At 73.2% G+C, this 23,026-nt stretch carries 23 protein-coding genes; 14 read left to right on the top strand and 9 right to left on the bottom strand.

Features of this window, described 5'->3' with window-relative positions; translation table 11 throughout:
• The first annotated feature begins 115 nt into the window (after positions 1 to 115).
• From dnaE to I601_RS13585, 3 genes are read left to right on the top strand one after another with little or no spacing between them, the layout of a single operon-like run.
• Positions 116 to 3,676, top strand: a complete 3,561-nt coding sequence (gene dnaE, locus I601_RS13575; protein WP_068110669.1) for a DNA polymerase III subunit alpha — start codon at positions 116 to 118, stop codon at positions 3,674 to 3,676.
• Entirely contained in the window at positions 3,661 to 4,260 is a 600-nt protein-coding gene (locus I601_RS13580; protein WP_068110672.1) for a hypothetical protein, read from the top strand. Before dnaE ends, I601_RS13580 begins: the two co-directional genes overlap by 16 nt.
• A gap of 35 nt (positions 4,261 to 4,295) precedes the next feature.
• Complete coding sequence (locus I601_RS13585) at positions 4,296 to 5,840, top strand: DUF3352 domain-containing protein (protein ID WP_157520162.1); 1,545 nt, start codon at positions 4,296 to 4,298, stop codon at positions 5,838 to 5,840.
• Between the two features lie 131 nt (positions 5,841 to 5,971).
• Here I601_RS13585 and ybaK read toward each other — a convergent pair whose 3' ends face one another.
• Both ybaK and I601_RS13595 read right to left on the bottom strand, forming a co-directional pair.
• Positions 5,972 to 6,478, bottom strand: coding sequence for a Cys-tRNA(Pro) deacylase (ybaK, locus tag I601_RS13590; protein ID WP_068110677.1), 507 nt, complete (start codon positions 6,476 to 6,478; stop codon positions 5,972 to 5,974).
• A 7-nt stretch (positions 6,479 to 6,485) separates the two neighbouring features.
• Positions 6,486 to 7,151 (bottom strand): LON peptidase substrate-binding domain-containing protein, encoded by a 666-nt coding sequence (locus I601_RS13595; protein WP_068110679.1) that lies wholly within the window; start codon positions 7,149 to 7,151, stop codon positions 6,486 to 6,488.
• Positions 7,152 to 7,236: 85 nt separating this feature from the next.
• On the opposite strand from I601_RS13595, the gene hisD reads away from it, so the two are divergent.
• From hisD to I601_RS13635, 8 genes are all read left to right on the top strand, one after another.
• The gene (gene hisD, locus I601_RS13600) at positions 7,237 to 8,553 is read left to right on the top strand and encodes a histidinol dehydrogenase (protein WP_068110681.1); all 1,317 of its coding nucleotides are present in this window, start codon (positions 7,237 to 7,239) and stop codon (positions 8,551 to 8,553) included.
• A gap of 9 nt (positions 8,554 to 8,562) precedes the next feature.
• On the top strand, positions 8,563 to 9,711 hold the full coding sequence (locus I601_RS13605) for a histidinol-phosphate transaminase (protein WP_068110683.1): 1,149 nt from the start codon (positions 8,563 to 8,565) through the stop codon (positions 9,709 to 9,711).
• Complete coding sequence (gene hisB, locus I601_RS13610) at positions 9,708 to 10,328, top strand: imidazoleglycerol-phosphate dehydratase HisB (protein ID WP_068110684.1); 621 nt, start codon at positions 9,708 to 9,710, stop codon at positions 10,326 to 10,328. The genes I601_RS13605 and hisB overlap by 4 nt, the downstream gene beginning before the upstream one ends.
• Entirely contained in the window at positions 10,325 to 10,978 is a 654-nt protein-coding gene (hisH, locus tag I601_RS13615; protein WP_068110686.1) for an imidazole glycerol phosphate synthase subunit HisH, read from the top strand. Before hisB ends, hisH begins: the two co-directional genes overlap by 4 nt.
• Before the next feature lie 25 nt (positions 10,979 to 11,003).
• On the top strand, positions 11,004 to 11,333 hold the full coding sequence (locus I601_RS13620) for a hypothetical protein (RefSeq protein WP_068110689.1): 330 nt from the start codon (positions 11,004 to 11,006) through the stop codon (positions 11,331 to 11,333).
• 24 nt (positions 11,334 to 11,357) lie between these two features.
• Positions 11,358 to 12,092, top strand: coding sequence for a bifunctional 1-(5-phosphoribosyl)-5-((5-phosphoribosylamino)methylideneamino)imidazole-4-carboxamide isomerase/phosphoribosylanthranilate isomerase PriA (priA, locus tag I601_RS13625; RefSeq protein ID WP_068110691.1), 735 nt, complete (start codon positions 11,358 to 11,360; stop codon positions 12,090 to 12,092).
• On the top strand, positions 12,089 to 12,850 hold the full coding sequence (hisF, locus tag I601_RS13630; protein ID WP_068110693.1) for an imidazole glycerol phosphate synthase subunit HisF: 762 nt from the start codon (positions 12,089 to 12,091) through the stop codon (positions 12,848 to 12,850). The genes priA and hisF overlap by 4 nt, the downstream gene beginning before the upstream one ends.
• An 87-nt stretch (positions 12,851 to 12,937) precedes the next feature.
• A complete protein-coding gene (locus tag I601_RS13635) occupies positions 12,938 to 13,717 on the top strand; it encodes a hypothetical protein (protein WP_068110695.1) in 780 nt (259 codons plus the stop codon).
• Here I601_RS13635 and yaaA read toward each other — a convergent pair.
• The gene (gene yaaA, locus I601_RS13640) at positions 13,714 to 14,493 is read right to left on the bottom strand and encodes a peroxide stress protein YaaA (RefSeq protein WP_068110697.1); all 780 of its coding nucleotides are present in this window, start codon (positions 14,491 to 14,493) and stop codon (positions 13,714 to 13,716) included. The genes I601_RS13635 and yaaA overlap by 4 nt on opposite strands.
• Before the next feature lie 21 nt (positions 14,494 to 14,514).
• Here yaaA and I601_RS13645 point away from each other — a divergent pair, with 21 nt between their 5' ends.
• Positions 14,515 to 15,978 (top strand): RNB domain-containing ribonuclease, encoded by a 1,464-nt coding sequence (locus I601_RS13645; RefSeq protein WP_068110702.1) that lies wholly within the window; start codon positions 14,515 to 14,517, stop codon positions 15,976 to 15,978.
• Here the strand turns inward: I601_RS13645 and I601_RS13650 are convergent.
• Positions 15,975 to 17,489 carry an HNH endonuclease gene (locus I601_RS13650; RefSeq protein WP_084527593.1) on the bottom strand — a complete coding sequence of 505 codons (1,515 nt, stop codon included), beginning with the start codon at positions 17,487 to 17,489 and terminating at the stop codon, positions 15,975 to 15,977. The genes I601_RS13645 and I601_RS13650 overlap by 4 nt on opposite strands.
• Between I601_RS13650 and I601_RS21380 the strand changes: the two genes are divergently transcribed.
• The gene (locus tag I601_RS21380) at positions 17,376 to 17,855 is read left to right on the top strand and encodes a GNAT family N-acetyltransferase (protein WP_237089629.1); all 480 of its coding nucleotides are present in this window, start codon (positions 17,376 to 17,378) and stop codon (positions 17,853 to 17,855) included. The genes I601_RS13650 and I601_RS21380 overlap by 114 nt on opposite strands.
• Before the next feature lie 65 nt (positions 17,856 to 17,920).
• Here the strand turns inward: I601_RS21380 and I601_RS13660 are convergent, their stop codons facing one another.
• The 3 genes from I601_RS13660 to I601_RS13670 all read right to left on the bottom strand — a co-directional run bounded on the left by I601_RS13660 (position 17,921) and on the right by I601_RS13670 (position 20,231).
• Entirely contained in the window at positions 17,921 to 18,529 is a 609-nt protein-coding gene (locus I601_RS13660; RefSeq protein ID WP_068110708.1) for a hypothetical protein, read from the bottom strand.
• A 117-nt stretch (positions 18,530 to 18,646) separates the two neighbouring features.
• Positions 18,647 to 19,516, bottom strand: coding sequence for an NUDIX domain-containing protein (locus I601_RS21720; protein WP_068110710.1), 870 nt, complete (start codon positions 19,514 to 19,516; stop codon positions 18,647 to 18,649).
• Between the two features lie 91 nt (positions 19,517 to 19,607).
• Positions 19,608 to 20,231: a cysteine hydrolase family protein gene (locus I601_RS13670; RefSeq protein ID WP_068110712.1), complete on the bottom strand. Its 624-nt coding sequence runs from the start codon at positions 20,229 to 20,231 to the stop codon at positions 19,608 to 19,610.
• Between the two features lie 72 nt (positions 20,232 to 20,303).
• Here I601_RS13670 and I601_RS13675 point away from each other — a divergent pair, with 72 nt between their 5' ends.
• Positions 20,304 to 20,900, top strand: coding sequence for a maleylpyruvate isomerase family mycothiol-dependent enzyme (locus tag I601_RS13675; RefSeq protein ID WP_084527595.1), 597 nt, complete (start codon positions 20,304 to 20,306; stop codon positions 20,898 to 20,900).
• Positions 20,901 to 20,940: 40 nt separating this feature from the next.
• Here I601_RS13675 and I601_RS13680 read toward each other — a convergent pair whose 3' ends face one another.
• Positions 20,941 to 22,143, bottom strand: a complete 1,203-nt coding sequence (locus I601_RS13680) for an Acg family FMN-binding oxidoreductase (RefSeq protein ID WP_084527597.1) — start codon at positions 22,141 to 22,143, stop codon at positions 20,941 to 20,943.
• Positions 22,130 to 23,005, bottom strand: coding sequence for a universal stress protein (locus I601_RS13685; protein WP_068110716.1), 876 nt, complete (start codon positions 23,003 to 23,005; stop codon positions 22,130 to 22,132). Before I601_RS13685 ends, I601_RS13680 begins: the two co-directional genes overlap by 14 nt.
• Between the last annotated feature and the right edge of the window lie 21 nt (positions 23,006 to 23,026).

Below are 23,026 nucleotides of genomic sequence, written 5' to 3' on the forward strand. Positions count from 1 at the left end.
GTCGGTCGCGTAGGCTGACGTTCTTCCCCAGGATCGACGCCCGGCCCCGGTGCCCGCACCGGACGTGGTCGATGCTGCCTGCCCGCAACGATCCCGAAGGGATGCGCTCGACTCGATGGCGAACTCCTCGTCGGACTCCTTCGTGCACCTGCACGTGCACACCGAGTACTCCATGCTCGACGGGGCCGCCCGTCTCGGCGCCCTGACCGAACGCGCCGCCGAGCTCGGGATGCCTGCGGTGGCAATGACCGACCACGGCAACGTGTTCGGCGCCTACGAGTTCTACTCCAAGGCCAAGGCCGCGGGGGTGAAGCCGATCATCGGCATCGAGGCCTACTTCGCGCCCAACATCTCCCGCTTCGAGCGCAAGGGCGTCAACTTCTACGACGGCGGCCCCGACGACGTCTCCAACCGCGGCGCCTACACCCACATGACCCTGCTCTCGGAGTCCACCGAGGGCATGCACAACCTCTTCCGGCTCTCGAGCGGCGCCTGGCGCGAGGGCTTCTTCAAGCATCCTCGGATGGACCGCGAGCTGCTCTCGCAGCACGGCAAGGGGATCATCGGGACCACCGGCTGCCCGTCCGGGGAGATCCAGGTCCACCTGCGCTACGGCAACTACGCCGCGGCCCGCCAGACCGCCGCGGACTTCCAGGACATCCTGGGCAAGGAGAACTACTTCCTCGAGCTGATGGACCACGGGCTCGACATCGAGAACCGGGTGCGCGGCGGGCTCCTCGAGCTCGGCCGCGACCTGAAGATCCCGCTCCTGGCCACCAACGACTCGCACTACGTGATGCGCGAAGACGCCAAGAGCCAGGAGCACCTGCTGTGCATCAACTCCGGCTCCACGATGGACATCCCGGCCGGCGACGGACCCGGTCAGCGCTTCGCGTTCTCCGGTGACGGCTACTACCTGAAGTCCGCGGAGGAGATGCGGGCGCTGTGGGCGGACAAGTACCAGCTGCGCGAGGCCTGCGACAACACGCTGCTCATCGCCGAGCGCTGCGAGGTGGAGTTCTCCGAGGGCGTCGGCAAGTACATGCCGCAGTTCCCGTGCCCTCCGGGGGAGAACGAGGACTCCTGGTTGATCAAGGAGGTCGAGCGCGGCCTGCAGGTGCGCTACCCCCAGGGGATCCCCGACGCGGTGCGCAAGCAGGCCGACTTCGAGATCGGCGTCATCACCCAGATGGGCTTCCCCGGCTACTTCCTGGTGGTCGCCGACTTCATCAACTGGGCCAAGAACAACGGGATCCGGGTGGGCCCCGGCCGTGGTTCGGGTGCGGGCTCGATGGTCGCCTACGCGCTGCGCATCACCGACCTCGACCCGCTCGTGCACGGACTGATCTTCGAGCGCTTCCTCAACCCCGACCGCGTCTCGATGCCCGACTTCGACATCGACTTCGACGAGCGCCGGCGCGGCGAGGTGATCCGCTACGTCACCGACAAGTACGGCGACGACCGGGTCTCCTACATCGTCACCTACGGCACCATCAAGGCCAAGCAGGCCGTCAAGGACTCCTCGCGCATCCTGGGCTACCCCTTCGCGATGGGGGACCGGATCACCAAGGCGATGCCTGCCGCGGTGATGGGCAAGGACGTGCCGCTGCAGCAGATCTTCGACCCCGCGCACGCCCGGTACGGCGAGGGCGGCGAGTTCCGCCAGCTCTACGACGGTGACAACGACGTCCAGAAGGTCGTCGACACCGCCATCGGCATCGAGGGCCTCAAGCGCCAGTGGGGCGTGCACGCCGCCGGCGTGATCATGTCCAGCGAGCCGCTGGTCGACGTGATCCCGCTGCTGAAGCGTCCCGCCGACGGCGCGATGATCACCCAGTTCGACTACCCGACGTGCGAGAACCTCGGACTGATCAAGATGGACTTCCTGGGGTTGCGCAACCTCACGGTCCTCGACGACGCGATCAAGAACATCGAGGCCAACCGCGGCGAGACGGTGGTCCTGGAGGACCTCGAGCTCACCGACGAGGCCACCTACGCGCTGCTCCAGCGCGGCGACACCCTGGGCGTCTTCCAGCTCGACGGGGGTCCGATGCGCTCCCTGCTGCGCTCGATGCGTCCCGACACGTTCGAGGACATCTCCGCGGTCGGCGCGCTCTACCGGCCCGGCCCGATGGGTGCGGACTCGCACAACAAGTACGCCCGCCGCAAGACCGGCCGCGAACCGGTGGAGCCGATCCACCCCGAGCTCGCCGAGGCCCTCGAGGACGTGCTGGGCGAGACGTACGGCCTGATCGTCTACCAGGAGCAGGTGATGGCGATCGCGCAGAAGCTCGCCGGCTACACCCTGGGCCAGGCCGACCTGCTGCGCCGCGCGATGGGCAAGAAGAAGAAGTCGGAGCTGGACAAGCAGTTCGAGGCGTTCTCGGCGGGCATGACCGAGCGGGGCTACTCGCACGCCGCCATCAAGACGCTGTGGGACATCTTGCTCCCGTTCTCCGACTACGCCTTCAACAAGGCGCACTCCGCGGCGTACGGACTGGTGTCCTACTGGACCGCCTACCTCAAGGCGAACTTCCCCGCCGAGTACATGGCCGCGCTGCTCACCTCGGTGCGCGACGACAAGGACAAGTCGGCGATCTACCTCAACGAGTGCCGACGGATGAAGATCCAGGTGCTGCCCCCCGACGTCAACCAGTCGTCCGCGAACTTCACCCCCGTCGGGCAGGACGTCCGCTTCGGGCTCACCGCGGTGCGCAACGTCGGCGTCAACGTCGTCGACGGCATCGTCGCCGCGCGCGAGGAGAAGGGGCACTACACCGACTTCAACGACTTCATGGACAAGGTGCCGGCGCTGGTGTGCAACAAGCGCGTCATCGAGTCCCTGATCAAGGCGGGCGCCTTCGACGAGATGAAGCACCTGCGCCGCTCGCTCGTGGCGATCCACGAGACCGCGGTCGACCAGTACGTCGACATCAAGCGCAACGAGGCCATCGGCCAGGACTCGCTCTTCGGCGGCATGGACGACGACGGCGGCGGGTCCTTCGGGATCTCGGTGACCGTGCCGGACATCGACGAGTGGGACAAGACGACCCTGCTCGCCCACGAGCGCGACATGCTCGGTCTCTACGTCTCCGACCACCCGCTCCTGGGTCTCGAGCACGTGCTGGCCAACGGCAGCGACTGCACCATCGGGCAGCTGATGCTCGACGAGGAGCGCACCGACGGCTCGCCGATCACGATCAGCGGCCTGGTCACCTCCGTGCAGCGCAAGATCACCAAGCGCGGCGACGCGTGGGCGATGATCACGCTCGAGGACCTCGACGGCGGCATCGACGTGCTGCTGTTCCCGAGCTCCTACCAGCTCGCCTCGACGCTCCTGGTCGAGGACGCCATCCTGACCGTCAAGGGCCGGCTCTCGCGCAGCAAGGACCAGCCGGAGATCCATGGCCAGGAGGTCTCGGTCCCCGACATCTCCGACGGGCCCTCGGGTCCGGTGGTCATCTCCATGCCCTCCACCCGGTGCACCGGCCCGGTGGTCGACCAGCTCAAGGACGTGCTCGGCACCCACCCTGGGATGACCGAAGTACGGTTGCGGCTGATGACACGTGAGGCGACGAAGGTGATGAGGCTCGACGACCGGCTGCGGGTGACCCCGACGCCGGCGCTGTTCGCCGACCTCAAGGCGTTGCTGGGGCCGGGATGCCTGACCAGCTGACCCATCCGCACGCCTACCCCTTCGGCGGCGATGCGCAGGTCGTGGCAGCGTCCTCGCGACGCCGGTCCGGGTGGGGCGCCAGCCTGGTGCAGGCCCTGGTGATCCTGGTCCTCTTCGCCACGGTCGGCGCCGGGCTGGGGTGGCTGTGGGAGCGCTGGTGGGACCCGTCGATCGGGACGGTCTTCCGGCGCGAGTGGTTCGCCGTGGATGCCGAGGGACGCTACGACCTCGCGTCGCTGCGCAACGAGTTCGCCGGGACCGCGCAGTACGTCGCGCTGGCGCTCGGCGGCGGGGTCGTCCTCGGCGCGCTGTCGAGCCTCTTCCTGGTCGGTCGCGAGCTGCTCGCGCTCGCGGTCGTGCTGGTCGGCTCCGTCGTCGGCGCGGTCGTGATGTGGCAGGTCGGGGTCGCCCTCGGGCCGCCCGACCCGCAGGTGCTGGCCGCCGAGGCCGGACGCGGCGCCTCCCTGCCCAGCGACCTGACACTCGACAGCCTCGGCGCGCTGCTGGCGTGGCCGTTGGCGGCCACGCTCGGCCTCGGCAGCGTCTACCTCCTGCTGCCGGCACGCCAGGGCCGGCGCAGGTAGGTCCACCCGGGCGGTCTCGCGGCTAGGCTCCAGCCGTGACCCACCCTGAGGATCCCGCTGGCCCCGAGTACCTCGAGCCCGCGCGCGGAGGGCCGCTCCCGCACGGGGCGCGAGCCCGCCGTCGTACGCCGCTGCTGCTGGCAGGTCTCGGCGTGCTGGGCCTGGGCGTCGTCGGTGGCGCCGCCTTCGGCGCCTACTGGTACCTGTCCGAGGGGGCGCAGGCAGCCGAGGCGCTCCCGGCCGACTCGATCGGCTACGTCGGGCTGAACCTCGACCCGAGCGGTCGACAGAAGCTCGAGGCGCTCGAGACGCTCAAGAAGCTCCCGACCATCGCCGCCGAGCTCGACCTCGACGGCCCGGTCGAGGACATCGACGTCAAGCAGGTCGTCGCCGAGGCGGTCCTCGCGGACGCCCCGTGCGAGATCGACTACGCCGAGGACGTCCGGCCGTGGCTGGGCGACCGGTTCGGCGCCGCCGCCGTGCCCAGCGGGGACGAGCCGGCCTCGATGGTCCTCGTCGTCGAGGTCCTCGACGACGAGGCCGCTGAGGAGGGCGTCCGCGACCTGCTGACCTGCGACGGCAGCGACGCCGGCGAGTCGGCCGGATGGGTGGTCGAGGACGGCTGGCTGGTGCTGGCCGAGACCCCGGAGATCGCCCGGGGCGTGGTCGACGACACGGCCGAGGGCTCCCTGGCCGAGGACGAGGACTTCCGGCGCTGGACCGGTGAGGTCGGGGACGCCGGCGTGCTGACGCTGTACGCCGCCCCTGAGGCGCCGCGCGTGCTCGCCGACGCCCTGGGGGGCTTCTTCGGGCCCGGGGCGGTCGCCGGGATGCCGTCGGCGTACACCGACGAGACCTCGGGCTCCCAGGGGCCGGACGAGCTGGACGAGGCGTTCGAGGACTTCGAGGGCATGGCTGCGGTGCTGCGCTTCGAGGACGGCGCAGTGGAGATCGAGGCCGCCGGCGCTGCTCAGGACGCGACCGCGATGTTGGGCGACGGGGTGGGCGACCTGGTCACCGGCCTTCCCGACGAGACGACCGCGGTGCTCGCGGCCGGCCTGGCGGAGGGCTGGGTCGAGAAGACCTTCGGCGAGGACCCGTCGGTCCCGGTGGACCTGGAGTCCCTGCTCGGCCAGGCGGCCGCGCTGACCGTGGGCCCCGGCCTCGACCCCGACGCGCTGCTCGAGGCCGTCTTCACCGGCGCCCTCACCGACGTACCTGTGGCCGCGGTCACCCGCGGTGACCTCGCCAGCGCTGAGGAGGCCCTGGCCGAGGCCGGTCCGCTCGCCACCGGTCTCGAGGCCCGCCAGGTCGGGGACCGGGTGCTCGTGGGTCCGACCGGGACCTGGCTCGACGCGGTCGAGGCGGGCGGCTCGCTGGGTGGGACCGACCTGTTCACCTCGGTGGTGCCCGACGCGGACGACGCCGTGGTGGTGTTCTTCCTCGACCTCGGTGAGGTCGGCGACGTGGCCGCGGAGGCGGACACCGCCGGCGCCCTCGCCCAGCTGCGGGCCCTGGGGGTCAGTGCGCACGCCGACGGCGACGTCGCTCGCGCGCTGCTGCGCCTGACCACCGACTGACCACCGACGTACCATCTCGCGACCCGGCGCAAATATCTCGTCGAGTCGGCCCAAATGGACGAGCTGGGAAGGCCTATCTGGGCCGACTGAGCGTGATATCTGGGCCGGGTGGGCGTGATATCTGGGCCGGGTCAGCGAGCCAGGGGGGCGGTGCGCGCTGCGGTGAGGGCGACGAGGTCGGCGGGTGAGAGCTCGACGTCGAAGCCGCGCCGTCCGCCCGAGACGAGAACGGTGTCGTGCTGGAGGGCGCTCTCGTCGAGGACGGTGGGGTGCGGACGCTTCTGGCCGATCGGGGAGATGCCGCCGACGACGTACCCGGTCGCTCGTTCGGCGGCGGCCGGGTCGGCCATCGTGGCCCGCGCGGCGTCCAGGGACCGCGCCAGCGCCTTCAGGTCGAGCTGGCCGGCGACCGGCACGATCGCCACGGCGAGCCGGCCGTCGACGCTGGCCATCAGGGTCTTGAACACCCGGGCCGGGTCGAGTCCGAGCGCCGCCGCCGCCTCGAGCCCGTACGACGTGGCGCGGGGGTCGTGCTCGTAGGCGTGCGGCGTGAAGACCACACCGGCGCGGGTCAGCGCGAGCGTGGCGGGCGTGCCGGGGGAGCGGGACCCGGAGCCGGGAGCGGTGCGACGTGCCACGAGCGCCTCAGTTCGGCGACCAGCGGTCGCGCGCCACGTCGGTCGCGGGCAGGGAGGGGATCACGTTCATCGCCTGCAGCTCGCCCTGCAGGAGGTCGCTGACCAGCAGCAGCCGCTCGGAGGCGTTGTCGGCCTCGAGCAGCGACTGCCGCTGCGGCATCGGCAGCGGGGCGCAGGCGGCCAGCGTCCAGGACAGGTACGACGGGTCGCGGGGCAGCGCGCCGGAGTAGGGGTCGGCCCGCAGCTCGGCCAGCGCCGCGCGGTAGGCGGTGAACGTGGAGCGGGCGCGCTCGAGCAGCACCGGGTCGACGTCGTCCTCCGGCTCGGGCCGGGACTCGATGTGGCCGACGGGGAAGAGGCCCGAGGTGTCGAGCTCGCCGAGCTCGATGCGCTCCAGCCCCACGGCCACCACGGAGAAGGTGCCGTCGGCGTGCGGCTCGACCTCGGTGAGCAGCACCTTGACCCCGGTCCGGTAGAGCGACTGGGCGCCGTGGTCGCCGAGCTCGTAGCCGTCGCGGATGCCGACGGTGCCGAAGACCCGCTGGATGGGGTCCTCGATGCGCAGGAGGTGGTGGACCAGGGCCCGGTAGCGGTCCTCGAAGACCGTCAGCGGCACGCTGACGCCAGGGAACAGCACCGTGCCCAGCGGGAACATCGGCAGGGTGTCGCTCACCCCCCCAACCTAGCGGGGACCCGGGCCTGTCCACCGCCCGCCGCTGAATCGGTGCAGGTGGGGCGACGCTCGTAGACTCAGGGCCATGATCCGCCGCATCGACCTGCGCAGTGCCAACACGGGGCGCGCGGCAGGAGAGCCGTTCGACTACCGCACGGCCCTGCCCCGCGCCGACTTCGACATCGAGGCCGCCGTGCCCGCGGTCCATGCCATCACCGAGGCGGTGCGCACCCGGGGGATCGAGGCGATCCGGGAGATGTCGGCGCAGTTCGACGGCGTCGAGCGCGAGGACGTCAGGGTCGCCCCGGAGGCGATGAGCCGCGCCCTGGCCGAGCTCGACCCGGCCATCAGGGCGGGCCTCGAGGAGTCCATCACCCGTCTGCGCGCGACCTGCGAGAACGAGCTCGAGCGCGACGTCGTGACCGACCTCGGTCCCGGGGCCCGGGTCACCCACCGCAAGGTGCCGATCGACCGCGTCGGGCTCTACGTGCCCGGTGGCCTGGCGCCGCTGGTGTCCAGCGTGCTGATGAACGTGGTGCCCGCCCAGACCGCGGGCGTGCGGTCCATCGCGCTGGCCTCGCCGCCGCAGAAGGACTTCGGCGGTGAGGTGCACCCCACGATCCTGGCGGCCTGCGCGATGCTCGGCGTCGAGGAGGTCTACGCCGTCGGCGGCGCCCAGGCGATCGCGATGTTCGCCTACGGCACCGGTCCCTGCGAGCGCGTCGACATGGTCACCGGTCCCGGCAACATCTACGTCGTGACCGCCAAGCGGCTGCTCAAGGGCGTCGTGGGCATCGACTCCGAGGCCGGCCCCACCGAGATCGCCGTGCTGGCCGACGACACCGCCGAGGCGGCGTACGTCGCGGCCGACCTGATCAGCCAGGCCGAGCACGACCCGCTCGCCGCCAGCGTGCTGGTCACGACCTCCGAGGCGCTCGCCGACGAGGTCGACGCCGAGCTGGACAAGCAGGTCTCGGTGACCAAGCACGTCGAGCGCATCCGCACCAGCCTCACCGGGCGCCAGTCCGGCACCGTGCTGGTCGACGACCTCGACCAGGGCCTCGAGGTGGTCAACGCCTACGCGGCCGAGCACCTCGAGATCCACACCGCCGACGCCGCGGCGGTCGCCGCCCGGGTGCGCAACGCGGGCGCGATCTTCGTGGGCCCGCACGCCCCGGTGAGCCTGGGCGACTACTGCGCCGGCTCCAACCACGTGCTGCCCAGCGGCGGCTGCGCCTGCCACTCCTCGGGGCTGTCGGTGCGCGCGTTCACCAAGTCGGTGCACGTCGTCGACTACTCCCGCGAGGGCCTGGCCGACGTGGCCGACCACGTCGTCACGCTCGCCGAGGCCGAGGACCTGCCCGGTCACGGCGCCGCCGTGCGCGTGCGCTTCGAGCGGTAGGGCGACGACGTGGTCTTCCCCCCGCTGCGCGAGGAGCTGCGCGGTCTGGCGCCGTACGGCGCGCCCCAGGTCTCCCTGGAGCGCGCCCCGGTCCAGCTCAACACCAACGAGAACCCCTACGGCCCGTCCGCGGCCTGCGCCGCGGACATCGCCGAGGCGGTCCGGCGCGCCGCGACGACGCTGAACCGCTACCCCGACCGGGAGCACGTCGAGCTGCGGGAGGCGCTGGCGGCGTACCTGTCGCGCGACACCGAGCCGACCCGCGGCTTCCGCGTCGACCCGGCGCAGGTGTGGGCGGCCAACGGCTCGAACGAGATCATGCTGCAGCTGCTGCAGGCCTTCGGCGGCCCGGGGCGGCGGGCGCTGAGCTTCGCGCCGACCTACTCGATGTACCCCGAGTACGCGCGCGACACCGTCACCGACTGGGTGCAGGGCCACCGAGAGGACGACTTCACCCTCGACCTCGACCGGGCCCGCGCGCTGGTGCTGGAGCAGCAGCCGAGCGTGGTGCTGCTGCCGAGCCCGAACAACCCCACCGGCACCGCGCTGCCGCCCGAGGCGGTCGGGATGCTGTGCGAGGCGGCCGCGTCCTACGAGCCGGGCGGGCTGGTGGTCATCGACGAGGCGTACGGCGAGTTCCGCCGCGCCGGCACGCCGAGCGCGCTCGAGCTGCTGCCCGAGCACCGCAACCTCGTGGTGACCCGCACCATGAGCAAGGCCTTCGCGCTGGCCGGTGCCCGGCTGGGCTACCTGGCCGCCGATCCGGCCATCTGCGACGCGATCCGGATCGTGCGCCTGCCCTACCACCTCTCGGCGGTCACGCAGGCCGCCGCGCTGGCCGCCCTGCGCCACGCCCCCGAGCTGCTCGGCAAGGTCGACGACCTGCGCGCCGAGCGGGACCGCACGGTGGAGTCGTTGCGGGCCCGGGGGCTCACCGTCGCCGACAGCGACGCGAACTTCGTGCTCTTCGGCACCTTCGCCGACCGGCACGCCACCTGGGAGCAGCTCCTCGAGCGCGGCGTGCTGGTGCGCGAGACCGGCCCCGAGGGGTGGCTGCGCGTCTCCATCGGCACCCCGGAGGAGATGATGGCCTTCGAGGCCGCCCTGACCGAGGTCCTGACGCAGGACCCCCTGACCGAGGAAGCGAGCACCCCATGAGCCGCCCCACGAGCCGCACCGCACGCATCGAGCGCCAGACCAGCGAGTCCAAGGTGCTGGTGGAGGTCGACCTCGACGGGACCGGGCGCCACGACATCTCCACCGGTGTCGGCTTCTACGACCACATGCTCACCGCCTTCGCCCGCCACTCCCTGGTCGACCTGACCGTGCAGGTGGAGGGCGACGTGCACATCGACGCCCACCACACCGTCGAGGACGCCGCGATCGCGCTGGGCCAGGCGCTGCGCCAGGCACTGGGCGACAAGGTCGGCATCCGCCGCTTCGGCGACGCGACCGTGCCGCTCGACGAGGCCCTGGTTCACGCCGTCGTGGACGTCTCCGGGCGGCCGTACTGCGTGCACACCGGCGAGCCCGAGGGTCAGCAGTACGTCTCCCTCGGTGGCAGCGGCGTGGGCTACCTCGGCTCGCTGACCCGCCACGTCTTCGAGACGATCGCCTTCCACGCCCACGTCGCGCTGCACGTGCGGGTGCTGGCCGGTCGCGAGCCCCACCACATCGTGGAGACCCAGTTCAAGGCCTTCGCGCGGGCGTTCCGCGACGCGATCGCCCTCGACCCGCGCGAGACCGGCATCCCCTCGACCAAGGGCGCCCTGTGACCGGTCGCCCCCAGGTGGCGGTCCTCGACTACGGCTCGGGCAACCTCCGCTCGGTGGTGCGTGCCGTCGAGCGCGCCGGCGCCGACGTGGTGCTCACCTCCGACTTCGAGACCTGCCTGGGCGCCGACGGACTGCTGGTGCCCGGCGTCGGGGCGTACGCCGCGTGCATGGCCGGCCTGCGCGCCGTCAAGGGCGAGCGCATCATCGGGCGCCGCCTCGCCGGTGGTCGCCCGGTGCTCGGCATCTGCGTGGGCATGCAGGTGCTCTTCGGGCACGGCATCGAGCACGGGGTCGAGACCGAGGGCTGCGACGAGTGGCCCGGCCTGGTCGAGCGGCTCCAGGCCCCGGTGGTGCCGCACATGGGCTGGAACACCGTCGAGGTGCCCGAAGCATCGGTGATGTTCGCGGGCGTCGAGGGCGAGCGGTTCTACTTCGTGCACTCCTACGGGGTGCGCGAGTGGGAGCTCGTCACCAACGACCGCACCCGCGCACCGCTGGTCACCTGGGCCGAGACCGGCCCCGCCGAGCGCGGCGGGGACCGCTTCGTGGCGGCCGTGGAGAACGGTCCGCTGTGGGCCACCCAGTTCCACCCCGAGAAGTCCGGTGACGCCGGCGCGGCCCTGCTGCGCAACTGGGTCGCCACCCTCTGAGGGCCGGCCAGAGGAGCATGCAGCCATGAGCAAGGAGCGAGCCCGCCGGCGCGAGGCACGGATGCGCGAGCAGGCGTTGCTGACCGCGGCCCGCGCGAGCGAGGCGGAGCGTCGCGAGCGGCGTACGGCGCGGCGCAGGGCGCTCGCCTCGTGGCTGCCGCAACGCCGTCGTCGTCCCACCGGCATCCTCGCCGAGCGCGACCGCCGCCAGCGCGGCACCACGGTCGCGCTGCTCGTGCTGGTCAACGTGCTGGTCGCCCTGCTCACCGACGGCTGGGCGTGGCCGGCCCTGTCCCTCGTGGTCACCCTCCTGGCCGCCCCCGTCCTGCACACCCTGCTGTTCCGCCGCTCCTGAGCGGCCCCCACCCCGGAAGGCTCCATGACCGACTACCTGCAGCTCCTCCCCGCCGTCGACATCACCGAGGGCCGTGCCGTCCAGCTCGCCCAGGGCGTGGCCGGCTCCGAGCGCGCGTACGGCGACCCGGTCGCCGCGGCGCGCCGCTGGCAGGACGCCGGCGCCGAGTGGCTGCACCTGGTCGACCTCGACGCGGCCTTCGGCCGAGGGCAGAACAGGGAGCTGCAGGCGGAGATCGTCGGCGCCCTCGACATCGACGTCGAGATGTCGGGTGGCATCCGCGACGACGAGTCGCTCGCCGCCGCGCTGGCCACGGGATGCCGTCGGGTGAACATCGGCACCGCCGCGCTGGAGCAGCCCGAGTGGTGCGCGAAGATCATCGCCGAGCACGGGGACCGGATCGCGATCGGGCTCGACGTGCGCGGGCGCACCCTGGCCGCGCGCGGCTGGACCCGCGACGGCGGCGACCTCTACGAGGTCCTGACCCGCCTGGACGCCGAGGGCTGTGAGCGCTACGTGGTGACCGACGTCAACAAGGACGGGATGCTCCAGGGCCCGAACCTGCAGCTGCTGCGTGACGTGTGCGCGGTCACCGACCGACCGGTGATCGCCTCGGGCGGTGTCTCGACGCTGGCCGACATCGAGGCCCTGATGACCCTGGTGCCCGAGGGCGTCGAGGGCGCGATCGCCGGCACCGCGCTCTACGAGGGCCGCTTCACCCTCGAGGACGCGCTGGCGCTGACCCGGGGCACCGCGTGAGCCTGTCCGTCCGCGTCATCCCCTGCCTCGACGTCGCCGACGGGCGGGTCGTCAAGGGCGTGAACTTCCAGGGCCTGCGCGACGCCGGCGACCCGGTGGAGCTCGCCCGGCTCTACGACGCCGAGGGCGCCGACGAGCTGACGTTCCTCGACATCTCGGCCTCGCACGAGGGTCGTGCGACTACGATGGAGATCGTCTCGGCCACGGCCGAGCAGGTGTTCATCCCGCTCACGGTCGGCGGCGGCGTCTCCTCGGTCGCCGACGTCGACCGGCTGCTGCGCGCCGGGGCCGACAAGATCGCCGTCAACACCGCGGCCATCCGTCGCCCCGAGCTGGTGGCCGAGATCGCCGACCGCTTCGGCAGCCAGGTGCTGGTCCTCTCGGTCGACGCGCGGCGGGCGCCCGGCACGGACTCCGGGTTCGAGGTCACCACGCACGGCGGGCGCCGCTCGGCCGGCGTGGACGCCGTCGAGTGGGCGCACCGGGCGGCCGGGCTGGGGGCGGGGGAGATCCTGCTCAACGCGATGGACGCCGACGGCACCCGGGACGGCTTCGACCTCGACCTGATCCGGGCGGTGCGCCGCGAGGTCACCATCCCCGTGATCGCCTCCGGCGGCGCCGGCGCTGCCGAGCACTTCGCGCCGGCCGTCGAGGTCGGTGCCGACGCGGTGCTCGCGGCCTCGGTCTTCCACTTCGGCACCCTCACCGTCGGGCAGGTCAAGGACGCGCTGGCCCGGGGCGGTCACCCCGTCCGCTGAGTCGCGTCCGCCACAAGCCGCCACGGACGGGACGTCGATGCGCCATGATGGGCGTCGACGTGCAGGCCAGAGATCCGGGGGGACCAGGTGGCACAAGAGCCAGCCGGTGACGATGCCTCCTCCGGCGACCACCTGACCTGGTCAGCGGTCCGGGCGCGCCCCACGGGGGAGCGCACGGAGCGGGCCCTGCCCTCCGACCTGATGCCGGGCTTCTCGGCCGCCCTCCACGCGCCCGAGGTGCCCGAGCCCGAGCCGGTCGCCGAACGTGCCGCGGTGCGTCGCGAGCGGCGTACGACGTGGGGGATGCGGGTCGCCGCCGGGGTCTTCGCCGCCGTCGCGCTCGGAGGGCTGGTGAGCACCGACATCGGGGCCGGGCTCCGCGACGACGTGCTGGCCCGGCTGCCCGACCTGCTGGTCCCCGGCTCCTCGGATCCCGACGAGCCCGCCGCCACGCCCGACGAGCCGGGCGGCCGCACCGACGGCGGGGTGGTCGGCCGCGGCGCGCCGGTGCGCGCCGGCACGCTCCTGGAGCCGCAGGTCGCCCCGCCGACGACTCCCGGTGGGACAGCGGGGACCGGTACGCCGCCGCAGCCACCGGTGGTCGGACCCCCGCAGCCGCCCTCGCCCCCGACACCTCCGACCCAGGGGCCCCCGCCGGTCCCGCCGCGCGGAGGGACCCTCTCGGGGGTGCTCGATCCGGCCGTGGCCGGGGTCGGCGGACTGCTCGACTCCGCGACCGGCGGCGCCACCGGACCGGTGACCGGTGTCCTGGTGCCGGCGACCGACGGGCTCACCGACCTGCTCGACGGGATCGTGGAACCCGTCCTGGGGCTGCTCGGCGGCTCCGCGACCGGGCAGGGCCGCTAGAGCTGGCGCACCACGACGTCGAGCTGGGTGCCCTTGGGTCCCGGCTCGCCGACCTCGACGTGCCACCCGAGGTCGCGCAGCGCCTCGGCCAGTCGGGCGGGGGTGCGCGGGTTGGCACCGTCCTCCAGCAGGGCGCGCACCATCCGGCCCTTGGTGGCCTTGTTGAAGTGGCTGACGATCTTGCGGGTGCCGTCGACCTCGTGGAGGACCCGCACCGTCGCGACGCGGGCGGCGACGTCGGGGCCGGGACGCCAGAACGCGGCGTACGTGCTGGAGCGCAGGTCGACGAGCAGGCCGCTGCCGACCGCCTCGGTGACCGCGGGGCCCAGGGACTCGCGCCAGGTGCCCGCGACCGGGCCGACGCCGGGCAGGGTGGTGCCGCCCGAGAGCCGGTAGGCGGGGATGCGGTCGCCGGGGCGCACCATCCCGAAGACGCTGGAGACGACGGCGAGCCGGCCGGTCGCGCGGCGCCGGGCCACGGGGGAGAGGGTGCTGACGTCGAGGGCGTCGTAGACGACGCCGGCGTAGACCGCGTCGGCGCGGGCGGTGGGAGCGGCGCGCAGCCCGCGGTTGAGCTCGACGAGGTCGAGCTGGGTGCTGCCGACGTCGAGGACGCGGGCCGCCTCCTGCGGGTCGCCGGAGCACAGGTCGACCAGGGCGTCGAGGATGCGCTCGCGGGCCGGGGTGAGCGAGGGGTACGACAAGGAGCCCAGGTCGAGCGGCTTGCCACGACGCGGCGCGGTCTTCCCCTCGCTGGGGGGCAGCAGGATCAGCATGGTGGTCGTTATGGTGCCTCCATGCCCAGCAACCGCGTGCTCCGGGTCCGGTCCGACGACGGCAGCGTCTCAGCTGACCGTCTGAACGAGGCGGTGCAGCGCCTGCGTGACGAGCTGGGGGTCACCCCGGACTTCCCGCCGGAGGTGGAGCAGGCGGCTGTCGAGGCGGCCCGGGCCCCCCGGCTGCCCGAGCTGGACCGGACCGACCTGCCGATGCTGACGATCGATCCGGAGGGCTCGCGCGACCTCGACCAGGCCATGCACCTGGAGCGCGACGGCGACGGGTTCGTCGTGCACTACGCGATCGCGGACGTGGCGGCGTTCGTGAGCCCCGGGGACCCGGTCGACATCGAGGCGAACCTCCGCGGCGAGACGCTCTACGCGCCCGGCTCGCGGGTCCCGCTGCACCCGCCGGCGCTCAGCGAGGATGCGGCGTCGCTGCTGCCCGACCAGGTCCGGCCGTCGCTGCTGTGGACGATCCGGCTCGACGCCGAGGGCGAGGGCGTCGACGTCACGGTCGAGCGGGCCCTGGTGCGCTCGACGGCCCAGCTGACCTACGAGCAGGCCCAGGCGATGCTCGCGGACGGCTCTGCCCCCGAGACGCTGCGCCTGCTCGCCGAGGTCGGGCCGTTGCGGGTGCAGCGCGAGGCGGCCCGGGGCGGGGTGTCGCTGCCGCTGCCCGAGCAGGAGGTCGACGTCCGGGGGGAGCACTGGCACCTGACCTTCCGTGACCGGTTGCCCATCGAGGAGTGGAACGCCCAGATCTCCCTCCTGAGCGGATTCGGTGCTGCGGACCTGATGGTCTACGCCCGGGTCGGGCTGCTGCGCACCCTGCCGCCGCCGGACCCGCGCGACGTCCAGCGCCTGCACCGCACGGCCCGGGCCCTGGGCATCGCCTGGCCGGCCGAGATGCTCTACCCCGACTTCATCCGGTCGCTGGACCCCACGCTGCCCGCCCACGCGGCCATGGTCGACGCCAGCACCCGCCTGCTGCGCGGCAGCGGGTACGTCGGCTTCGACGGCGAGCTGCCCGAGCAGCCGCTGCACGCGGCGCTGGCCGCCGAGTACGCCCACGTGACGGCGCCGCTGCGTCGGCTCGGGGACCGCTACGCGGGGGAGATATGCGTGGCGCTGTGCGCGGGGACCGCCGTGCCCGACTGGGTGCTGCAGGCCCTGCCGGGGCTGCCGGCGACCCTGAAGAGCTCGGCGCAGAAGGCCAGCTCCTACGAGCGCGGCGTGCTGGACCTCGTCGAGGCCGGAGTGCTCGAGGAACGGATCGGCGAGGTGTTCCCGGGCGTCGTCGTGGACGTCGACGAGAAGGACCCGACCAGGGGCTCGGTCGTCGTGCAGGAACCTGCCGTGGACGCGCGGGTGAGCAGCAACGGGGTCGACCTGCCGCTGGGCACCGATGTGCAGGTCCGTCTGGTGACGGCGGACGTGCAGGAGCGCCGGGTGGCCTTCGAGCTCGTCGCGCAGTCCGACTAGGTCCGCGCCTGCAGGTCTGCGGGCGGCGGCAGGCCGGGGGACCGGGATCGGTGCCGGTGACCGGTCGGGGTGATCGTCTCGACGACGTGCAGCCCCGGTGGCGCTCCGGGTTCGTGCACGGTGCGGGAGCGCCAGTCGGGGGCCTCCTTGGCCAGGTTGCAGGCCGCGCAGAGCCCCTGGCCGTTGTCGGCCTGGGTCAGGCCGTCGGAGGCCACCGCCGCGACGTGGTCGCGGTGGCGGACCGGCGCGTCGCACCAGGGGGTGCGACAGGTCTGGTCGCGCAGGTCGATGTAGAGCCGCAGGCTGCCGTCGAAGGTGCGGGAGCGGGAGTCCATGGCCACCAGCTGGCCCGCGCTGGTGGTGTAGAGGCGGCGCAGGGTGGCGTGGGCCCGGTCGACGGCGTCGGCGGCGAGGTCACGGCACAGCCCGGCGGGGATCGGGCCGTAGTCGTGCAGCCACCCGGGCTCGCTGCCGGCGCCGAGGAGGGTCTCGTCGGAGACGGTGAGGTGGACCGCCACCGGGACGGCCGGCACCTCGGGCGCTGTCTGGTCCCCGTCCTGCGACCGAGAGCCGAGGATCGCCGCGACGAGCGTGTCGGCCATGACCTGGCCGCGCGAGCGCGGATCGCCCTGCGCCCGGGCGTGGTCGGCGGCGTTCTTCAGCACCGCCCAGCAGGAGACGCCCAGCGCCACGGGCAGCAGGGCGCCGAGGTAGCTCATGGTGTCGGGGGCCGGGCGCAGCGAGACGAAGCGGTTCTCGACCGCCTTGCGGGCGCGCTCCACGGCGGCGTGCGGGTCGAGGCGGTAGGCGATCGCCTTCGCGGCCGCGACCAGGCGGGCGTCACCCCAGCCCTCGGTGGCGCCGGGGTCGGCCATCATCTCGGTGTCGACGACGCGACGGTGCTCGGCGGAGAGGCAGGCGGTCTCGCGAGCCAGCAGGGTGGCGCGCCACTCGTGGCAGCGCCCGGCCTCCATCGCGGCCAGGGTGTGCGGCATCTCGGTGACGAGCACCTTGGCCAGTCCGAGGTGTTGGGCGCCCCGGTGGGGTGACTCCCGGCGGGCGAGCGCGACCTGGGCGCCCACGCCGGCGCCCTGCCGCTCCGGGCGTACGCCGCTGCGGGCATGACGCTCACGGACCCGCCGGTCGAGCGCGGCGCTGAGTCGGGCCTGGCGTGCGGCGCACCGGGCCTTGAGCTCCTCGAGCTCGCGGATCTCGTCCACGATCCCGGCCTCGGACAGCTCTTCGACCTGCGCCTCCTGGATCGCCCTCGCGACGTCCGGCGCCGGGCCGGAGATCGCGAAGGGGAGGAGGGCCAGGACAGACGTGGAGCTAGGTTCCAGGTCGTGGACGTCAGCGTGCTCGACAGTGACCAGGTGGACGCTGCCGCCCGAGCGGCACTGCGCCAGCTCTGGCACCGAGCGTTCGGTGGAGGGTTCACGCAGGACGACGCCGACCACGCCTTCGGTGGTGTGCACGTCCTCGTACGAGTGGGCGACCGTCTCGTCGGTCATGCCAGCGCTGTCCCGCGGTTGATCAGGTTCGGCGACCAGCCGTGGCGCAGCGCCGGCTACGTCGAAGCGGTGGCCACCGACCCCGAGCACCAGGGCGCGGGCGTCGGTACGTCGGCCATGGAGAGGCTGCACGACGAGATCGCCGCTCGATGGGGCGTCGCGCTCCTGTCGACCGGACGCGCGACCGGCTTCTACGAGCTGCTCGGGTGGAAGCGATGGCTCGGGCTCTCGTACACCGAGACCCAGGCCGGCGTCGTCCTCGACGGTGAGCATGGTGGCCTCATGGTCTTCAGCCGCGACCCGTCGGCTCTGCCGGATCGCACGATGACCGTCACCTGCCAGGATCGACCCGGGGACGCGTGGTAGGCGACGAGCGCACGCTCACCGCACTGCTGGTGCGGCTCGGGTCTCCGCGACCTGCCTCCTGGGCCTCAGGAGGCAGCGGTGGTCCGGAACTCGTCGAAGGACGCCTCGACCCAGGTCGGGTCGCCCGCGCCGGCAGAGAGCCCGAACAAGGCGGGCGCCTCGGGGGCCGCGTCGCGGACCGCAGGCAGGCACCGGTCCTGCTTCTTCAACGCCGGGTGCTCGTCGGCAGCGAACCCGATGGTGAGCCGGTAGTCACCCATGATGGCGTGGTCGGCACCGCACGCCTGGACGGTGTCGGCGACGGCTTGCATCGACTTGAACCGCTCGGCCGTGTCGGGCTGCTCGTCCCAGCAGTCCGGGAGCGGCCACTCGATGCGGCGCGCGGTGTCTCGGATGGTGTACCGGATGGTGGCGTCGTCGGCCCCGAAGGCGCAGTAGTGCTCTCGGATGGCGGCGACGTCGGCCTCGGTGGCATCACTGGCGTACAGGGTCACGTCGAGCATGCCCGAGTACGGGAGCAGGTTCTGCGCCGAGGTGACGACGGGGGTGACACCGTCGTACGGCTGCTCGGCCGACCACTCGGTGAAGGACACCTCCGCGGCGTCGCCCGCGTCGATGTCGCCGCACGACGAGACGGACAGCGCGAGGGCGACGAGCAGAACGGTGCGCAACATGGCACCAGTCTTGCCGAGGGGTTCACCCATCAGCAGCAATGGCCTCGCGAGCCGCCGCATGTCCGCCATGCATCCGGTTGCAGGCTCACCGCGGACCTGGCGGGACCGAGCTCGGCGTCAGGACCTTCGCGGCGCCCTGACGAAGTCGCGCAGCTGCGTGCCCGGGTCGTCCCAGGCGGCCCGGAAGCCGTGGTGCAGGGGCAGCAGGTCGACGTCGTCGGCCGGCACCCAGCGGTGGCCGTCGGACTCGGCGAGGTCGCGGACGCGCAGGGTGCGGTCGGCGTGCCCCAGCAGCGTCTCGTAGGTCCAGCCGCCGCACGTGGCGACGTACGAGCCGGAGAGGCGGACGCGGCGGGGGTCGATGCCGAGCTCCTCCTCGGCCTCGCGCAGGGCTGCGGTCTCGGCGCTCTCGCCCCGCTCCTTGGCGCCGCCGGGGATCGACCAGGTGCCGCCCTGGTGGGCCCAGTGCGCGCGCAGCTGCAGGAGGACGGCGCCCTCGGAGGCCACCAGCAGCCCGGCGGCGCCGCGGGGTCCCCAGTGGCGGTGACCCCTCGTGCAGGACGCCCAGCTCATGCCCTCATCTGCCGGATGGGCGGTGAGCTCGGCGGCCAGTGCGTCGGGGTCGGCGACGGTCAGGGTGACCCCGGGGTGCACGATCCGGCCGGTGGGGTCGATGCCCTTGACCGGCGTGGCCAGCTCGAAGCAGACGGCCGCGTCACCGTTGGTGGCGAAGGTGACGCCCTTGTCGGTGAAGGACAGGTGCGGCGGCCCGGCCGTCTTGAGGTAGGCGAACCCGCCGCTGCGGTGCACGGCGGTGATGTTGCGGACCGGGGTGCGCAGCCGCCACGCCCCGAACCGGACCCGCACCTCGGGCGTCGGGGTGCCCGGTTCGTCGACCTCGACCCACGCGGTCCAGGGCGTGATCCCCAGCGCCAGGGCGGGCAGCCGGTAGGAGGTCGCGAACGCGAAGTCGTAGCGAGTGGCCATGGCGCCATCCCAGCAGTGCAGGTCCCGCACGGGCACGCCCGTGCGGGGGAGATCAGCGGCCGGCGGGTGGCACGAGCGCCGAGGTCCGTGGCTACCGGTCCTGCAGCGCCTCGAGCATGTCGGCGGAGGAGAGCACCGACCCGGTCTGCAGGTACTCCATGCTCGCCAGCGCAGCGTCGTGCGCGGCCTGCTGCGACCCGCTGACGCAGTCCTCGAGCACGCGGCAGTGGTAGTCGCCCTGGTGGCCGTCGACGAAGGTGAAGTGGATGCAGACGTCGGTCAGCCCGCCGACCAGGATGAGCGTGCTCGCCCCCAGACCCTTGAGGAGGATCTCGAGGTCGGTGGCGTAGAAGGCCGAGTAGCGGCGCTTGTAGACGACGTAGTCGTCGTCGGTCATGCCGATGCCGACCCGCGGCAGGTGCGGCGACCCGGGTTCCTCGACGCAGTGCACGTCCTCCGACCCGTCCAGCTCGCGCCCGAAGTCGATCCCGCCCGGGCGGTGGACCTCGTGGACGACCACGATCGGGACGCCCAGGTCGCGGCCCTTCCTGACGAAGGCGGCGGCCTTCTCCATCCGGGCGCGGTTGTCGGGCATCGCGGGGATGCCGTGGCTGAACTCGCGGTCGCCGAAGTCGCTCTCGAAGATGTCGACCACGAGGATCACCGGTCTCCCGACGATCGTGGGTCTCGTGCCGGCGGTCAGGGGATGGGACATGGTGCAGCCTCTCCTCGATGGGCCCCCGCGCACAAGTGCCTCCTGCCGGAGCCAGGTGCTTCAATGAGCGGCATGAGCGAACCGCAGGACTGGGTGGCGCCGACGTGCGACGGGCTCGCGGACCTCCTCGAGGCCGCCGAGCTCGACGCGTGGGACTCGCCGTCGCTGTGCGAGGGGTGGCTGGTGCGCCACGTGGTCGCCCACATGACGATGCCGGCACGATTGACCCCGCAGCAGTTCGGGGCCGGGATGGCGGCTGCCGGCGGCGACTTCACCACCTTCTCCGACACCGTGGCCGCGCGCGACGCCGCACTGCCCGCCGGCGACCTCCTCGCCCAGCTCCGGTCGGCTGAGCTGCACGCCTGGCAGCCACCGGGCGGCGGTGGTGCCGGAGCGCTGAACCACGCCGTCATCCACTCCCTGGACGTCACGGTCGCGCTCGACCGTCCCGCGGTCGCACCTCCCGAGGCGGTGAGGTCCGTCCTCGACCAGCTCACCGCCGCGCGTGGGGCCGTCTTCGGTCTCGACCTGGGCGACACCCGGCTGGAGGCCACCGACCTCGACTGGGGTTGGGGGAGCGGGCAGCTCGTGCAGTCCGACGGCGGGCGCCTGGTCGCGCTGCTGGGCGGACGGACGCTGCCCGACGGCCGGGTGCTCGCGCGCGGCTGACGCGTTCGAGTCGCGCCGCGGGCGTCGAGACGCCGGGCCGTCAGCGCAGCAGCACGTCTGCCAGTGGACGCCGCGGGCTGGGCGGCAGCCGGTCCCGCGAGGTCTCCTGCCACCCGACCCGCACGAGGAGCTGCGGGCTCAGCACCGTGCCCAGCACGTCCTGCTGCAGCGACCGCCGGATCTCAGGAGCCTCCACCACCTGGCTGAGAGGCACCAGGGACAGCAGCCCGCTGGTGGCCGTGAGCCAGATCCGACTCAGGGTCTCGCCGGTGCGGAGGTGGTCGAGCACGTGGTCGGTCGTGGTGGCCAGCACCAGCACCCCGTCGGCCCGCTCGATGCCGCCGGGGTCGATGACCGGTCGGTCGTCGAACCGTGTGGCGGGTCCCTCGAGGGCAGGCTCGGGCACCCCGTCGTCGCCGCCCCGGCCGGCCCAGCGCAGCTGCTCGTCCCTGAGCCCGGGGTCGCTCGCCTGCAACGCTCGGGCCCGCTCGACCAGCTCCTCCAGCCGGTGTCGCTGCTGGGGGTCGACGACCGGCACGACGAGGCATCCTTCGTGCGACCCGATGGAAGCCAGGAGGTCGAGGCGCTGCTCGGGCACCGGCCACGACGTGAACCGGCGGCGGTCGGTGCCGCGGGCTGCGATGGCCGCCAGGTCGCGCGCGCTCTCCTCCAGGTCCTTGCGGTGCCTCTCGTCGACCTGGGCGTCCGGGTCGTCCACCCGCAGGCCGGGCGCCACGGTGACCCGTGCCAGCAGCGTCGAACGAGGGCCCTCCGGCAACCGCTCCACGGTGCAGCGGTGGCCGAGCCCCCGTGCGGCCACCTGCAGGTGGTGCAGGGCCGCCCCGCAGCTGATCAGCATGGTGCGCCCGTCCGGGTCCGACGCGGGCAGCCGGCGCGAGGTGTCGGCGTACAGCTCGATGGTCGGCCCGGCCACCCGCCAGAGCCAGGGTTGGGTGTTGTGGACGCTGGGGGCACGGCAGGTCAGCTCGAGCAGTCGCCGGACCGGTGGATCGAGCTCGGCGCGTCCCGGCTCCTGCCGGCTCGCCAGGGTGCGCAGCACGTCGCTGCGACTCACCGTCCCGACCAGGTGCCCGTCCGTGTCCACGACCAGCAGGGCCGGCACGCCGATCGACGTCAGCAGGTCCGCGGCCGTGGCCAGGTCGGTCTCCGGACCGACGCTGACCGACCCGGCGTCGCCGCGGGTGGTGACGGGTGGGGTGGTCATGAGCTCAGCGACGTGCATGGTCGGCTCCTCGTCGGCGTGGGTCCTCGGTCGGTCCGGGACTGCCCAGAAGCACGGGGCAGGCCGCTCGGGACAGCACCGCCAGCGCCACCGGTCCCAGGTACGTCGGGTGGTCGTCGCCGCGCCGCCGCCGCCCGAGCACGAGGAGGTCGGTGCTGGCAGCCACCTCCAGCAGCTGCGAGGCCGGGTGGCCCGCCCCCATCGTGATCTCGACGTCGCACGCGTCGCCGCCACAGTCGGCAAGCACCGCTCGCGCCCGGCGACGAAGGTCGTCGGTCCCCTCGCCCCGGTCGGGCGCCAGCGAGCCGGGTCGGTAGACCAGCACCCGCAGCACGGCGCGCTCGAGGCGAGCCCGACGCACGGCCTCGGTCAGGGAGCGACGGTCCGGCCGTTCCTGGTCCAGGCCCACGCCCACCACTCCATGCTCCGCCGCTCGCCACGACGGAGGTACGACGCAGACGGGGGCGGGGGTGCGGGCGGCCAGCTCCGCCGAGATCGAGGCCGTGGAGTGCCACGAGGTGCTCCCGCGCCGTCCCGTCACCACCAGGCGCGCGTCGTGGGCGGCGTCCAGCAGGACCTGGGCAGGGTCGCCCACCACCAGGTCCGCCTCCACCGTCACCCGGTCACCGGACTCGTGCCGGCAGACGTCCGCCGCGGTGCGCAGGGCCGCCCGCCCCGGCTCCAGGGCCAGGTCGTGGGGTGCGACGTGCAGCAGGCGCACGGTGGTGCCGCTGCGACGTGCCTCGTGGGCCGCCCAGCGCGCCGCGGGGCCCGGGTCCGAGCCCCCGACGGCGACGAGGACGTGCGCGCGGGCCGAGGTGGGGGGCTGGACCGGGGTGGTCGAGGGCGGGAACGTCGCCATCCCGCAACTGTGGCGCGACGA

This window comes from Nocardioides dokdonensis FR1436, assembly GCF_001653335.1.
GTDB classification, from domain to species: domain Bacteria; phylum Actinomycetota; class Actinomycetes; order Propionibacteriales; family Nocardioidaceae; genus Nocardioides; species Nocardioides dokdonensis.